Origin of the sequence: Pseudalkalibacillus sp. SCS-8 (genome assembly GCF_040126055.1) — a bacterium.
In the GTDB taxonomy this organism is placed as follows: domain Bacteria; phylum Bacillota; class Bacilli; order Bacillales; family Fictibacillaceae; genus Pseudalkalibacillus; species Pseudalkalibacillus nanhaiensis.
In genome coordinates this window covers 3582538-3596656 of sequence record NZ_CP143541.1, presented here as the reverse complement: position 1 = coordinate 3596656, position 14119 = coordinate 3582538, and the positions used below count along the sequence as shown (strand labels likewise).

The 14119-nt window shown below is 39.4% G+C and carries 13 protein-coding genes; 11 read left to right on the top strand and 2 right to left on the bottom strand.

Annotated elements, in window-relative coordinates:
* Positions 1–5: 5 nt before the first annotated feature.
* The 8 genes from walK (at position 6) to V1497_RS18495 (ending at position 8567) form a co-directional block, all read left to right on the top strand.
* Positions 6–1823 carry a cell wall metabolism sensor histidine kinase WalK gene (gene walK, locus V1497_RS18530; protein WP_349408987.1) on the top strand — a complete coding sequence of 606 codons (1818 nt, stop codon included), beginning with the start codon at positions 6–8 and terminating at the stop codon, positions 1821–1823.
* Positions 1823–3211, top strand: coding sequence for a YycH family regulatory protein (locus V1497_RS18525; RefSeq protein ID WP_349408986.1), 1389 nt, complete (start codon positions 1823–1825; stop codon positions 3209–3211). Before walK ends, V1497_RS18525 begins: the two co-directional genes overlap by 1 nt.
* A 3-nt stretch (positions 3212–3214) precedes the next feature.
* Positions 3215–4039 carry a two-component system regulatory protein YycI gene (gene yycI, locus V1497_RS18520; protein ID WP_349408985.1) on the top strand — a complete coding sequence of 275 codons (825 nt, stop codon included), beginning with the start codon at positions 3215–3217 and terminating at the stop codon, positions 4037–4039.
* 1 nt (position 4040) lies between these two features.
* Positions 4041–4829 (top strand): MBL fold metallo-hydrolase, encoded by a 789-nt coding sequence (locus V1497_RS18515; protein WP_349408984.1) that lies wholly within the window; start codon positions 4041–4043, stop codon positions 4827–4829.
* A 137-nt stretch (positions 4830–4966) separates the two neighbouring features.
* Positions 4967–6163: a S1C family serine protease gene (locus V1497_RS18510; protein WP_349408983.1), complete on the top strand. Its 1197-nt coding sequence runs from the start codon at positions 4967–4969 to the stop codon at positions 6161–6163.
* Positions 6164–6194: 31 nt separating this feature from the next.
* Positions 6195–6419 (top strand): CxxH/CxxC protein, encoded by a 225-nt coding sequence (locus V1497_RS18505; RefSeq protein WP_414703589.1) that lies wholly within the window; start codon positions 6195–6197, stop codon positions 6417–6419.
* Positions 6420–6501: 82 nt separating this feature from the next.
* Complete coding sequence (rlmH, locus tag V1497_RS18500) at positions 6502–6981, top strand: 23S rRNA (pseudouridine(1915)-N(3))-methyltransferase RlmH (RefSeq protein WP_349408981.1); 480 nt, start codon at positions 6502–6504, stop codon at positions 6979–6981.
* A gap of 68 nt (positions 6982–7049) precedes the next feature.
* Entirely contained in the window at positions 7050–8567 is a 1518-nt protein-coding gene (locus tag V1497_RS18495) for an immunity 26/phosphotriesterase HocA family protein (protein ID WP_349408980.1), read from the top strand.
* A gap of 159 nt (positions 8568–8726) precedes the next feature.
* Here V1497_RS18495 and V1497_RS18490 read toward each other — a convergent pair whose 3' ends face one another.
* Positions 8727–9728: a tRNA-dihydrouridine synthase gene (locus V1497_RS18490; RefSeq protein ID WP_349408979.1), complete on the bottom strand. Its 1002-nt coding sequence runs from the start codon at positions 9726–9728 to the stop codon at positions 8727–8729.
* Between the two features lie 270 nt (positions 9729–9998).
* Here V1497_RS18490 and V1497_RS18485 point away from each other — a divergent pair, with 270 nt between their 5' ends.
* Entirely contained in the window at positions 9999–10790 is a 792-nt protein-coding gene (locus V1497_RS18485; RefSeq protein WP_349408978.1) for a GNAT family N-acetyltransferase, read from the top strand.
* 89 nt (positions 10791–10879) lie between these two features.
* Here V1497_RS18485 and V1497_RS18725 read toward each other — a convergent pair whose 3' ends face one another.
* Positions 10880–11218 carry a DDE-type integrase/transposase/recombinase gene (locus tag V1497_RS18725; RefSeq protein ID WP_414703588.1) on the bottom strand — a complete coding sequence of 113 codons (339 nt, stop codon included), beginning with the start codon at positions 11216–11218 and terminating at the stop codon, positions 10880–10882.
* A gap of 627 nt (positions 11219–11845) precedes the next feature.
* Here V1497_RS18725 and V1497_RS18480 point away from each other — a divergent pair.
* Both V1497_RS18480 and V1497_RS18475 read left to right on the top strand, forming a co-directional pair.
* Positions 11846–13000, top strand: coding sequence for a hypothetical protein (locus tag V1497_RS18480; RefSeq protein WP_349408977.1), 1155 nt, complete (start codon positions 11846–11848; stop codon positions 12998–13000).
* Positions 13001–13645 (top strand): hypothetical protein, encoded by a 645-nt coding sequence (locus V1497_RS18475; protein ID WP_349408976.1) that lies wholly within the window; start codon positions 13001–13003, stop codon positions 13643–13645.
* The last annotated feature ends 474 nt before the right edge of the window (positions 13646–14119 follow it).

Genomic DNA, 14119 nt, shown 5'->3' with positions numbered 1-14119 from the left:
TTTTTATGAAAAAGGTTGGCTTCTTTAAATCGATACATTTTAAATTTGTTGTGGTCTATATTTTGCTTATCATTATCGCCATGCAAGTCATTGGCGTTCTTTTTATGGAGCGGCAGGAAGAGAAGCTGAAGGACAACTTCACGAAAAATATAGATGAAAACGCGGATCTCATTGAAGTCAACCTTGAGGAAGAGCTTGAAATCCTTCTTACTCAGTCTGAAAAGGATACTTCCGAGCAAAGGTTGTCTGAGATGCTCCAGGATTTTTCTTTTTCAGATATTGATAAAATGATGGTCATCAACACGGACCAGCAAATTATCGCTGCGGATGACAGCAATCTTGTCGGGCAGAAGACGACAGAAGCGATCATCTCTCAGGCGTTGCTGGGATTGACGACGAACGATATCTTCAAGAAAGAAGGAGAAAATGTCCGTACGTACGTTGTGTCCAAGCCAATCCGGATTGGCCAAAGCGGGCAGATCCTGGGTGCTCTCTATCTTGAGGCATCCATCGAGGATATTTATGAGTTATCGCGTACGCTCAACGAAATTCTAGCAAATGCGACAATTATTGCCCTGGCAATTACCGCATTTTTAGGGATCATTCTTGCGAGTACGATTACGAGACCTCTTGCAGATATGCAGAAGCAGGCACAAGTAATGGCAAGAGGGGACTTCACCCGTAAGGTAAAAGTGTATGATAAGGATGAAATCGGCCAACTGGCGGCTTCCTTCAATGATTTGACGAAGAAACTCCAGGAAGCCAATGAAATTACCGAAAGTGAGCGGACGAAGCTAAGATCGGTCCTTTCCTATATGACAGATGGGGTGATCGCGACCGACCGACAAGGGTACATCATCCTGATGAATGACCGATCTGAGGAAATGCTCTCTTTATCAAGGCACGAAGCAATGGGACGTTTCCTGCCGGAGGTTCTCGGAATTGAAGAAGAATTCCGGATTGATAAGCTGGAAGAATCCGCTGACTCATTGATCCTCGATTATAGTTCACATGAAGTACCTTTCATTTTGCGAGCGAGCTTCTCTGTCATCCAAAAGGATGATGGTCCTGTTAACGGGATTATCACCGTCCTTCATGACGTGACGGAACAAGAACAAATTGAACGTGATCGAAGAGAATTCGTCTCCAATGTGTCCCACGAGCTTCGAACGCCGTTAACAACGATGAGAAGCTATTTGGAAGCATTGGAGGATGGTGCAATGAAGGATGAGAACCTTGCACCTAAGTTCCTCCAGGTCACGCAACAGGAAACCGAGCGAATGATCCGTCTCGTAACCGATCTATTACAATTATCGAAAATGGATAACAAGGATTATCGTCTTGATTTCCAAAAGGTGAATTTACGAGAATTGATGCTGCAGGTCATCGATCGGTTCGAAATGTCGAAAAACGATAAAATTTCCTTTGAAAAACATCTATACGATAAACCACTACCCGTCCGGGTGGATCGTGACAAGATTATACAAGTGCTGGATAACATCATCTCCAATGCGATAAAATATTCGCCAGACGGTGGAAAGATCACCTTTGTACTTGAAAAGGACGGCAAGAATGTCCATATCAGCATAAAGGATGAAGGGGTCGGTATTCCAAAGCAGAACTTATCGAAAATATTCGACCGATTCTATCGTGTAGATAAAGCAAGATCGAGAGAAATCGGCGGGACAGGCCTTGGCTTAGCGATTGCAAGCGAAGTCGTGAAGGCCCATAACGGGGAAATCTGGGCAGAAAGTGAGTACGGAAAAGGCACCACCATCCACGTGAAGCTTCCGACTCACCAGACCAGGGAGGTAAGCGCATAATGGTAGGGAAGCATATACTCCGCCAACTGAAAAAGTTCTATTCCTCTATATGGGATCGTATTGAACTTATCAAATCTGTCCTCTTGTCCCTGTTGATTATCCTCAGTATGTTCCTTACATGGAGCTTATGGACGTATACGCCGAACATCAATGTCCTCGAGAACCAAGAACCGTTTAAAACAGCGATTGAGAACGGTGATAAGAAAAATCTTGGTGAAATGATTCAACCGAAGCAGATCATCCTTCATAAAGGTGATAAACATTACTGGTCATACTTCAAGGACCAGGAAGAGGTATATAAACAGCTGCAGGAGACTCTTCTCATCCAAGGAGAAGAGGTGGAGTACAAGCCTAGTACACCTGATGAAGGGATAGAGATTTTTTATCCGACCGAGATCCCTGGAGAAGTGTTGAGAGAGACTTTCTCGTTCGGGAATGGAAATGATAATCCGTTTCGAAACAGCACACGAAACATTGAAAAGATAAAGGTTTTTAAAGAGGAAGGCATTTGGAAGGTCCAATTCATCGGGAAAGACCGGGAAAATGAAAAGCAGATGAAATCGGCTAAAGTCGTCCAATTTCAACTGCCTAGACAGTCTTCCAATATTCCGAATCTAATCGACAAAATGATCGGCTCAGAAAACACCCAGGAAGTAGCGTTATATGAAATTCAAAAGAAAGCCTATTATTTGCCCGTTAATGAAATGACAGTCCAGTCGTCCATCTTTACGTCGGATACAGTAGAAATCGATTTATTCGTTCGAGCGCTCCTACAGGAGGATGTAGCTGTTCGAAAAAGAGATGACAAGATTCTTTACGGAGACCCGACAAGCCTTATTACGTACGAAGAAGACAACGAAACATTCTCGTACCGGAATTTGAAGACCCAGGATGGCGGATTGCAACAGAATGCCATCATTCAAAGTCTGGACTTCATCAATCGACATGAAGGATGGACGGACAATTTCAACCTCTATCATTATTACGATTCGAGGTTGGATCTAGATACGAACAATAAACAAAAGGAAATCCGTTACAGGATGATTGTAGACGGTTTCCCTGTAATGGATGATCCGGCTAACAACGCATCGATCAGTGAGATCGAAATTGAATGGACGAAATCGCAGCCGAACAAGTATGAGCGGTCTCTCCGGTATCTGAAGGATCCTTATGGTGATTTCACAGAAAAGGTTGCAAGCGGAAACGCCGTAATCAAAGCGTTAGAACGTATGAAAGTCAGTACTATCACGGACATTACCCTAGGGTATAAAGCGGTTCAAATCGATTCGAACTTTGAGCTTCTACCAACCTGGTATTATCGAGGTGTGTCCTCTTGGATGGAAATTGATTTTGAAGCCAATGAACCACCGATTGATAAAGGAGCGTAGCACATGGACTGGAAAAACATCAAAACCATTTTCATTTTCACCTTCCTGATCCTGAACCTTTATCTCGGTACGGAATTTTACAATAAAGTGAATCCTGATGTGGAAACATTAAAGGCAGAAAAGCTGAAGAAATCGGATATCAAATACGCCGGGAACAAGCTTCCGGAAATTAAAAAAGACCTGACGCTCATCAGTGGAACATCAAAAACCTTTACCGAAAAGGATGCCGAAGCCTTCATCAAGAAGAATTCCAATCAAACGGTGGACATGGAATCCGATAAAAAGGTCCTGGATGTGACGCTGAAGGATCCGTTCAAGGTATCGACCGAAAACAAAGCACAGCTCATCAAGGATTTGAACTACTTCATCAATGACTATGTTCCGGATTCGAATCAATATAAATATTGGAAGCAGGTCGGAGAACGTAACCTTTTCCTTTTTATTCAACAGCAAGATGGAATCCCATTGTATTTTGATGAGTATACCTCAGAAAACAATTTGTCCGGGCTGATTGAAATCATTACCGAGGTCGATGAAAATAATCAAGAAGTCATTACAGGCTACCGGTTCTCCAAAATGGATTTGGAAAAGGGAGAAAAAGTATCGAAAGCCATCAAGGCTGAAGATGCATTACGTGTCCCAGATATTCCGGCTGGTACAACTGTTGAGAAAATCGAACTCGTCTATTTCACCTTCATTAATAATGAAGGCTGGAAGGTTTTCGTCCCGCATTGGCACATTGTCACGGAAGATGATGAATGGATGGTCAATGTAACGGACTCATCCGGAAATAAAGTAGATCCGAAAGCAGAAAGTGGAGGAAAATAACTTGAAATTTAGTGTTCTCGCAAGTGGCAGTACAGGAAATGCGTTTTATGTCGAGACGGACTCGCAACGCTTGCTTGTAGACGTTGGTTTGAGCGGTAAGAAGGTTGAGGCGCTGTTCAAGAAAATCGAGCGTGATCCAAGACATTTGGATGGCATCCTGGTCACTCACGAGCATAGCGACCATATTAAAGGCCTAGGCATACTCGCACGTCGGTATAAACTACCGATCTATGCAAATGAAAAAACGTGGCTCGCGATGGAAAATCAGATTGGGAAGATTCCGCTTGATTTGAAATTCCATTTTGAATGCGAAAAGGTGAAATCGTTCGGAGACCTCGATGTCGAATCCTTCGGTGTCTCTCATGATGCAGCTAGTCCCCAATTTTATGTGTTCCATCATGAAGGAAGAAAGCTCACGCTTGCTACTGATATGGGCTACGTCAGTGATCGGATCAAAGGCACCGTGAGAGATTCGGATATTCTCGTCTTCGAGTCGAATCACGATATCGATATGCTGATGATGGGGAAATACCCATGGAATATCAAGCGCAGGATCCTTGGCGACCAAGGCCACGTTTCCAATGAGGATGCAGGGGAAGCCCTTGCTGAAATCATCGGTGACAGGACCCGACGTGTCTACCTGGCCCATTTGAGTAAGGATAACAATATGAAGGACCTCGCCCGGATGTCCGTGCAACAAACGCTCGAGAACCGAGGCTTCCAGATCGGTGAAGAGCTAGAATTATACGATACGGACGCAGAGGTTCCTACGAAACTCATAACGGTATAACAGCAGTTTAAAGGCTGTCAGTTACGGAAATATAGTAAGTGGTAGACAAATGTCAAAAATCACTCAAATTCCGGGAGCTGACGGTTTTTTTTTCTTATAATGGGTATACCAAAGATAGTGAAAGGGATGATGAGAACATGGGTTACTATGATGATGAATATCGCAATCATTCAAATCAAAAGGGGAATAAATCGAGAGGATTTCTAATGGGGTTGACCGGCGTTTTGCTTGGTGCACTCTTAGTCATTTTCGCAACAGATTTCGGTTTATTCTCGAGTGACCTGAGTCCGAATAAAGAAGCGACCGGAGACACAACTGAAACAGTACCTGGCGAAACGATCAATGTTGATGTGAACACCGCCGTCACCGAGGCCGTTGAAAAAGCCCAAGGAGCGGTCGTCGAGGTTGAGAACATCCAGAGCTCCAGTTTATTTGATCAAGGAGACAGGGCAGGCGTCGGATCAGGCGTCATCTATAAAAAAGAAGGCGGAAAAGCCTACGTCGTTACGAACGCTCACGTTGTTGCCAATGCTAAACAAGTCGAAATCGCCCTTGTAGATGGGACGAAGCTCGATGCAAAACTACTCGGATCAGATGAAATCATGGATCTTGCCGTCCTAGAAGTTGATGGCAGCAAAATCGAACATGTTGCGGAATTCGGAAGCTCAAGCACATTGAAACCAGGTGAGCCTGCCATCGCAATCGGGAATCCACTTGGAAACTTCCCGGGAACAGTGACAAAAGGAATCATCAGTGCAGCGGATCGTACGATTCCAGTCGATCCGAATGGAGACGGACAGCCGGATTGGCAGGCTGAAGTCATCCAGACCGATGCAGCGATCAACCCTGGTAATAGTGGTGGAGCGCTTATCAATATTAAAGGACAGGTAATCGGAATCAACTCAATGAAGATTGCCCAGCAAGCCGTCGAAGGGATCGGGTTTGCAATCCCAGCTGATATCGCACGTCCGATTATCGCAGATCTTGAAAAGCATGGTAAAGTGAAGCGCCCATTCATGGGAGTCGCGATCGTACCATTAACAGAGGTATCGAATTACCATCGCCAGCAAACATTGAAGATCCCAAGTGATGTGAATCAGGGTGTCGTTGTCACACAAGTCGAACCAAACACACCAGCTGGTAAAGCGGGTCTTAAGGAATTCGATGTGATCGTCACACTTGATGGTGAAGCAATCGAATCACCAGCAGCACTCAGAAAGCATCTATATACGAAGAAAAAGATCGGTGATGAAATGGAAGTCACCTACTACCGAGAAGGCGAAAAGAAAACAACAACAATGACCCTTGTAGAAACAGGAGGAAAAGGAGAGTAATCCACACTCTCCTTTTTTCTTTGCAAAATTCATGGAAAATCGGGTTTGTGCTACACTATTAACATGTGGACAAACAGCTAAAGGAGTGAGAGCATCCGTGATTGCATGCTGTAAGGAGCACGTCGAACTAGCGTTGGATATTATCGTTGATGAGCATGAAGTCGCCCCAGAAATGAGGGTTTTAACAGAAGAAGAGCAATTATCCACAACCTGTGAATATTGCGAAAAACATGCCATATATATGGTGTCAAACTAATGTTCCTATACCGAATGTGGATATAAAATGTGTATATGTGGATAAGTTTTGTGGATAACGTGTTTATAGAGGTGGACAACCTGTGAATATACAAATTATTAGTGTTGGAAAATTAAAAGAGAAATACTTGAAGCAAGGAATTGCGGAATATGTAAAAAGGTTAGGACCGTATGCAAAGGTCGAGATCATAGAGGTTCCGGATGAAAAAGCACCCGAACAACTGAGCGAAACCGAAATGGAGCAAGTAAAGACAGCCGAAGGCAACCGAATCCTATCCAAAATCGGTCAAGACGTCCATGTCATCGCCCTTGCAATCCAAGGTAAACAGCAAACATCCGAACAGCTCGCAAAAAACCTTGACCAACTCGCCACTTACGGAAAGTCGAAGGTAGCGTTTGTAATTGGAGGTTCTTTAGGTTTGAGTGATGAAGTATTGAGCCGTTCCAATGAACAGCTCTCCTTTTCCAAGATGACATTTCCGCATCAGCTGATGAGGCTGGTTCTCGTTGAGCAGATCTATCGAGCATTTAAAATTAACCGAGGGGAACCGTACCATAAATAGAAAATAATACACATGCCAAATGAAATGATACGATATATCTTGAATGCGACTGTTATTCGGAGGTCAGGATGAACAGATTATTTAGTAATAGGTTTGAAATTGAAGATGATTTGACTATCGAGGAGATAGAAAAGCTAGTACATAATAAAGAACTTAAAGTGATACAAATTTCAAATCAAATTGATCCGTCTGTTTTAATTAAGTTGAACAATATATTTTTTAGCCAGAGAAACGATGTCTTTTTTAGAGTGTATGGTTTTTATGGTGAGGAATGCAATCTAAGTTTTTTAAAACACATGAATAATGTAGTTCACTTTACAGTCGATAGCTTAATGGAAGTTGAAGGTATAGAATACATAGCATATTTAGATAACCTGAAGTCACTTGGCATAGGCATTTTTAATAGTAAAGATTTTAATATATTAAATGATGTACCTAAGGATTTAGAGTATCTATCACTAGGTGCAACAAGGTCAAAAAAGCCTGATCTTGCACCACTTCAACACTTTAAGAATATGGAGAATTTGTTTATAGAAGGACAACAAAAGAATATTGAAGTTCTTAATGATTTGCCATCCTTAAATGATCTAACACTAAGGTCTATTACAACAAATGGTATTGACTATATTTCAAATTTAAAAAGATTAACATCTCTTGATATTAAATTAGGAAGTATTACAAATTATAAGGCAATAGAAGGCTTTCAAAACATTAAATACCTTGAGTTATGGCAAGTAAGGGGCCTAAAAGATTTATCATTTATCTCTACTTTAGTAGGTTTAGAGCATCTATTTCTCCAGTCCCTTAAAAATGTAGAAAAGTTGCCATCCCTTGAAAACTTAAAAAAGCTAAAAAAAGTGGAATTAGAGGATATGAAGGGTCTAAAAGATATTCGTGCATTAGCAAATGCACCTTCTTTAGAAGAGTTTAGTCATGCTTCTGCAAGTAATATGAAGCCAGCTGATTATATTCCTTTACTACAGAATCCTTCTCTAAAAAAAGCATTTTGTGGTTTCGGCAGTGATTGGAAAAATAATGAGTTTGATGAACTAAAAGCAAAATATTTAAAGACTTCTGATGAAGAAATCGTATTAGTTAAAATGAAACCATCAAGGAAGAAATTAAAAGATGGAAATATCTTCGTACTACAACCTAAAAAAGGTCTGTATATGTTTGGGAAGGTAATCAGGGCTAACTTAAATATGGAAAATGATATTGGAATGAATGGTGGCACTATCGTTCATATTTACAAAGGTGTTTATAGCAATTATAAGGAGATCCCATATTTATCAAGTGAAAATTTATTGTTACCACCTCAAATTATTATAAATAATGGTTGGACCAGAGGCTTTTTTATGAATGTAGGAAATAGTGAGGTTACCAATAAGGATATTCCAGAAAGTTATGGTTTTTATCACGACTTTTGGAACAAGTCTTATGATATTGAAGGTAACGAACTAGAAGAGAAACCAAAAGTATGCGGAAGTTTAAGTATTAGTAATTACATGGTAATTCAAGCAATGCTTAATAAATTATATGAAGACGATCCAACAATTTTTGAAAGAGATAATAGAATATCACAATGAATTAAGAAATAAAGGTATTTGTGCGGATTACCGATAGCTCACCCCGCACACCTAATCGTATGGCTACACTTTCATTATGCTAATAAAAAAAGAGAGAAAAGCCTGAACGGCTCTCCTCTCTTGGGAAAATATAAGAAATTATTTAAATCAGGGTTTTACCTAAGAAACAGTAAATCCTTCCTCTTCCTGAACGCCTCCATCTTTCTCTGTGAACTCATCCAGTAGAGCGCGCACTTCATCTGTGGATTCTGTTTCCATCAGCTGATTCCGTAATTGACTTGCTCCTCGGAATCCTTTGACGTATATCTTAAAGAAGCGGCGGAGCGGTTTAAAGAGTCGTGGCTCTAGTTCTTCGGAATATTTATCATGCAGATCGAGCTGCAGTCGTAGAAGATCGAGCAGTTCTTCGCTCGTATGCTCTTTCTTCTCTTTCTCGAAGCAGAACGGGTTATGGAATACGCCTCGTCCGATCATAATGCCGTCTACGCCATATTTTTCTGCAAGTTCTAGTCCCTTTTGACGGTCAGGTATATCCCCGTTGATGGTCAGAAGCGTTTCAGGGGCCACTTCGTCACGAAGCTGCTTGATCTCCGGAATGAGCTCCCAATGAGCATCAACATTACTCATCTCCTTTTTCGTTCGGAGATGGATGGAAAGATTGACAATATCCTGTTCAAGGAGATGCTTCAGCCAGTGGCGCCATTCATCCACTCTCGTATATCCGAGTCGAGTCTTCACACTTACAGGGAGTCCCCCTGCTTTTGCTGCCTGGATAAGCTCCGCTGCAACCTCAGGACGGCGAATCAGCCCGCATCCTTTTCCATTCCCTGCAACATTCTGCACAGGACACCCCATATTAATATCTATTCCGCGAAAGCCCATTTCGGCCATACCAATACTCATTTGGCGGAAGTATTCAGGTTTGTCTCCCCAAATATGGGCGACAATCGGTTGTTCATCTTCCGTGAACGTAAGACGCCCTTTAACGCTGTCTTTTCCTTTCGGGTGACAGTAGCTTTCCGTATTCGTAAACTCTGTAAAAAATACGTCAGGTCTCGCTGCTTCACTCACGACATGACGAAAAACGACATCCGTCACAGCTTCCATCGGTGCCAGAACAAAAAACGGTCGCGGTAACTCATGCCAAAAATTATCTTTCATATCTATCTGAACCCTTTCCTTTATGGAAACATGTTGTTCCAAAAATTAAAAAGCGACAATATTTCAGTCTTATCTATTACCAGTTAGGCTGGATTTCAACCATTATATACTTTAATAGTATTACACGAAAAGTGCAAGGGGAAGAGCCGTGTTGTTATGACCCAATTCATTGAAAAGAATCCTTATTATTCCAAGATGCGGCATGCATAGGAGATATGAGCAGCATTAAAATGATAGAATGGATAAAAATAAATGGATAGGCGGGAAACAATGGATTTAATTAAACAGATTGAAGAGCTGAATTTTGCACTTTTACAATCCTTTTCAAATAAACAAGATCAACCGTGGGGTGTTTTATTTTGGAACCAACACCAACCAGCCTTATATGATGCAAACCATGCCCATGTGAGTGAACAGCCTGAACACCCTGATAAAGTGATCGATGAGGTCATTTCATTCTATGAGGATCTAAATATTATTCCAAGATTTTATCTATATAACGTTGAGTCCTTGACAGGCTTTATTGATCAATTAAAAGAAGAGAAGGGCTTTCAATATGAAGCGTTTTCGCAACCTATTCAGCTATGGAATAAAGAAATAACACAGTTACCTTCAAATCAAGAAGTCACAATCGAGAAAGTAACCACTAAGAATTATCAGGATGCCTTAATGGTCGAGTGTCAGATTACCGAATTTGGAGGAAAAGCCGTTCGTGAAAAGGCTTTTGAATCTGAATTTAATGATCCTCGTTATACGCATTACCTATTAAAATATAACGGCATACCATGTTCCACAGCATGTTTATTTGTTCATGGCAGTCAAGGGAGAGTAGAAAGTGTTGCCACAATCGAGGAATACAGAGGAAAAGGATTAATTGGTTTGGTGCTCCAGCATGTACAAAAAGAAGCTCAAAACCGACAGCTCGAAAAAGTATGGGTCCACCCCATTAATGAACGAGTGGAAAAAGTGTATAGTCGCTACGGATTTGATACGGTACTTACCTTACAAACCGGACATGCTTTTTTAGGTGGGGACGGTATTAAGGCGATACACAGGCAGTAAATAACAGATTTTCCCACTTAAATTATAACTAAAAAGAATAACAGGCAAGCACAGTGAACTGCACCCTAACAAATAGACAGTTTAAAGACCTAAGCAGCTAAGAGGTGACCCCGGAATTGTTCTGGGGTCATTCTTCTTAATCCCCATTGATACCTCGAGGAATTGTAGTACTCCATGTAATCGTTTCCCTTTCGTGACATAGATTGATTAAACCCAAGCTTTTTAACTCTCTTTTGAAATTCAGGATGTGTATTGTGAACACCCTGATCAGAGTGAAGAATTGCTTCAGGGTGGACGTTACCCTCCAAAGATTCTATTAGCTTTTTAAGCGTGCGATAAGCGATGTCCATCTCTAATGATGTTGTTAAGTAGTTGACTAAGATTTCACGTGTAGTTCCATCTTTGGGACAAATAGACAGGTGTTCCATTTTCGAGACAGAGATAGGTAATATCCTTCAGTAATACCTTCCCTGAATCTGTTTGGACAAATTGGCTATTCAATAGGTTCGGGCACGTATTATGTTCCTTTGTTGCTTTTGCCATTTTCTTGTAAGGATTTGAACGTCTAATCTTGGTTTAAAGATTGTATTTTTTATCAACCGATAAATCTGAAATATCAAAATGGTTCAGCAAAAATAAGAAAGAAGGATAAGAGAAGTGTTTATGTAGCTTAACTATCGACTTGCAGTACTCTATGTTGGTTCTTTAACTAATTTGCGTATACGATCTAACAGAACATTTGTACCCAAGATAAATTAATTTTATAATCGGCTCTGATAGCAATCTTTTTCTTTTTGTAACCCACATCGCCACATATTATCGATCCATGTGAAATGGTATTATCTTCCCCGTGCTAAGTACCTATTTATCCGATTTTATCCCCTAAATAATCAAAATAAATTCAATACATTCTCCTAATTAAGTTAAACCCCTTGTATTCCATTTTTTTCTAATGTAATCTGAGTGGTAGATTTTTCATAATACCAAATATTCATAAAAGGAGAATAAGTTTACTTAGGGTTTCGGTATTAGATTAAATTAATTGGAGGGGAAAAATGAATATACTAAAGAAAAGTTTCAAAGTAACCACTATAACTTTAGCTTTGACCATTACTACAGGTTCATTGGTATACCTGAATTCTTCAGAGGCTTCAACACCAATAATAACTCTTGACAAAAATAGTATTAAAGATGCAAATCACTTTAAAAAAATTAAATCTTTACAACATGATCCTTCCGCTATGAATGAATATCTTTCAAAATTAAATACTAATGAACTTCTTGAAACAGCAGCAGAGTTTGCCAATCAGGGTGAATATACATTAGATCAGGAAGGCCTTGTATTAGTTTCCCACCTACAGAAAAAGTTTAAAGTAGGGGTTCCCTTTCAAGAAATTAACAATCACATCAAAGACAACACTCATAATAATAAATTTAGAATGTTTTTAATTGACAGCTCTACACACCCTAACAACAAGATGCCAGTCGAAGAAGTATTAAAAACTCTATATAGTTTGGGAATAGATAAAACTGAAAGTAAATCGATAAGAAAATATGCCTTATTAAAAATTCGTCAGCCAAGTACGAATCCAATAAGAAAAGCTGAACAAGAGGAGAAACTACTTTCTATCTTCAATAATGAGAATGAAACAGCAGAAGTAAGAGGTGCAGCAATTACTGCTATGAGAAGAGTTGGACATCCTCAATTAGAAGGCGTAGTTAATGCTGTAATTTCAAATCCAAGCAAATATTCCGATATTATTGTAAGACATGCCGTAGTAACTGGAGCGAAAAGTAAGATTTTAATTGATAAAGAAAAAATAAAAGCTATTGCTAGCAATACTACAAATTCAGAAGTTTATGATTCTACTGTTTATGCTTTAGGTATTCAGGGAGGCGTAAAAGGAGTAAAATCACTTCTTTCTCTTTATGGACAAGGCGACGACCACATTGTGAAGTACTCTTTAATTTCAAACAAAAAAACAATTCTTTCTATGTTAAATTTAAATCAGACTAACGAAATAATTAGTAACGGAATTAAAGCGGCTCAAATAATTAAACTACATTCAGCTGTTAATAAACTAGAACTTATTGTAGAAAATGCTACAGATATAACTCTTCAAAAAAATGCAGAAAGTGCTTTAGCTGAAATTATGGCAACTCCAAAATCGAAGTTTCCTTCTAATTCACCGAAGTGGGAGGATAAGTAAATGAAAAAATTTATAAGTAAAACAATTAAGTATTTAACTATTTTAGGTATTTTAAGTTCATCCCTTGTTTTTACTAATATCTCAGCATCTGCTGCACTTGAGGCTGATGCTAGATATCGAGATGGAGGATTAGCGAATGCGTATAACCATGCTGGTTTACGGCGTGCTGGAATAGGAATTTATGAAATAAAAGGGTATAATCATGAAATTGAATTAAGTACATGGGATTCTTTTCTTAATGGTCAGACTTATTTAGGAGCCTATTATAACCCAGATACAACTTCTACTGATAAAGATTATATTTTATATACTGCAAAGGCCATGGATGCCGATCCAGAAATAACCTATACTATGTACGATGCTTTAGCTTATGAAAGTAATCCAGGAAGTTATGTTGCAGTTGATGAAATTTCAGATATCCGATGTGATGGCGTAGTAGAATATGCATATGAGTGGAATTATGTTTGGGTATGGGGTAAAACTAATGATGGTACTAAAACTGGAACGCCTACAAATTTTGATATTTCTTATGTTCCATATGTAAGTGAACATGCTAATCTAGGTGATGAAGGATGGTTTGAATTGAGTCCTATTGTTCAACGCGGAGCCAAAGGAACTAAATATACTCAATTAGTAAAATACTAAGAGTTATTAAATAGAGATAAGACTAGAGAGGGTATACTAAGATGATGAATTATATTATCCCTATTCTGATATCGGGTATGATAACTAACGTTTATGCCATTAAATTATTTAGAAAATCTAATAACTTTAGATCAGCAATTCTAAGAACAACTTTGTTGAATTTCTTCCTGTTATTTTCAGCTAGTATTTGGTGGTTTTTTAGTGCGGCTGATGGTTTTAGTCAAGTTTTTGGTATTGCACTTTATGGTGTGAGCTTTATATTAATAGGAGTTATATATTTCACAATACTATTTTTTATGAAGCGTTCTAAATCAAAGATTATTTCCAATAATACTTCAAATTAAATTAACTAATGCACAGGTGTAAATTATGATTGTGGAGATATCTGTAAAGATACTATTGAGGCATTGGATTAATGTATTCCCATGCCTTTATTTTTTTTTCTATAATACCCTGAACGTATCCTAAGTAATA

Coding starts and splice junctions, on each gene's coding strand:
- walK (WP_349408987.1), top strand. CDS start 6: ATGAAAAAGGTTGGCTTCTTTAAATCGATACATTTTAAATTTGTTGTG.
- V1497_RS18510 (WP_349408983.1), top strand. CDS start 4,967: ATGGGTTACTATGATGATGAATATCGCAATCATTCAAATCAAAAGGGG.
- V1497_RS18480 (WP_349408977.1), top strand. CDS start 11,846: ATGAATATACTAAAGAAAAGTTTCAAAGTAACCACTATAACTTTAGCT.
- yycI (WP_349408985.1), top strand. CDS start 3,215: ATGGACTGGAAAAACATCAAAACCATTTTCATTTTCACCTTCCTGATC.
- V1497_RS18485 (WP_349408978.1), top strand. CDS start 9,999: ATGGATTTAATTAAACAGATTGAAGAGCTGAATTTTGCACTTTTACAA.
- V1497_RS18490 (WP_349408979.1), bottom strand. CDS start 9,728: ATGAAAGATAATTTTTGGCATGAGTTACCGCGACCGTTTTTTGTTCTG.
- V1497_RS18525 (WP_349408986.1), top strand. CDS start 1,823: ATGGTAGGGAAGCATATACTCCGCCAACTGAAAAAGTTCTATTCCTCT.
- V1497_RS18725 (WP_414703588.1), bottom strand. CDS start 11,218: ATGGAACACCTGTCTATTTGTCCCAAAGATGGAACTACACGTGAAATC.
- V1497_RS18505 (WP_414703589.1), top strand. CDS start 6,195: ATGGAAAATCGGGTTTGTGCTACACTATTAACATGTGGACAAACAGCT.
- V1497_RS18495 (WP_349408980.1), top strand. CDS start 7,050: ATGAACAGATTATTTAGTAATAGGTTTGAAATTGAAGATGATTTGACT.
- V1497_RS18475 (WP_349408976.1), top strand. CDS start 13,001: ATGAAAAAATTTATAAGTAAAACAATTAAGTATTTAACTATTTTAGGT.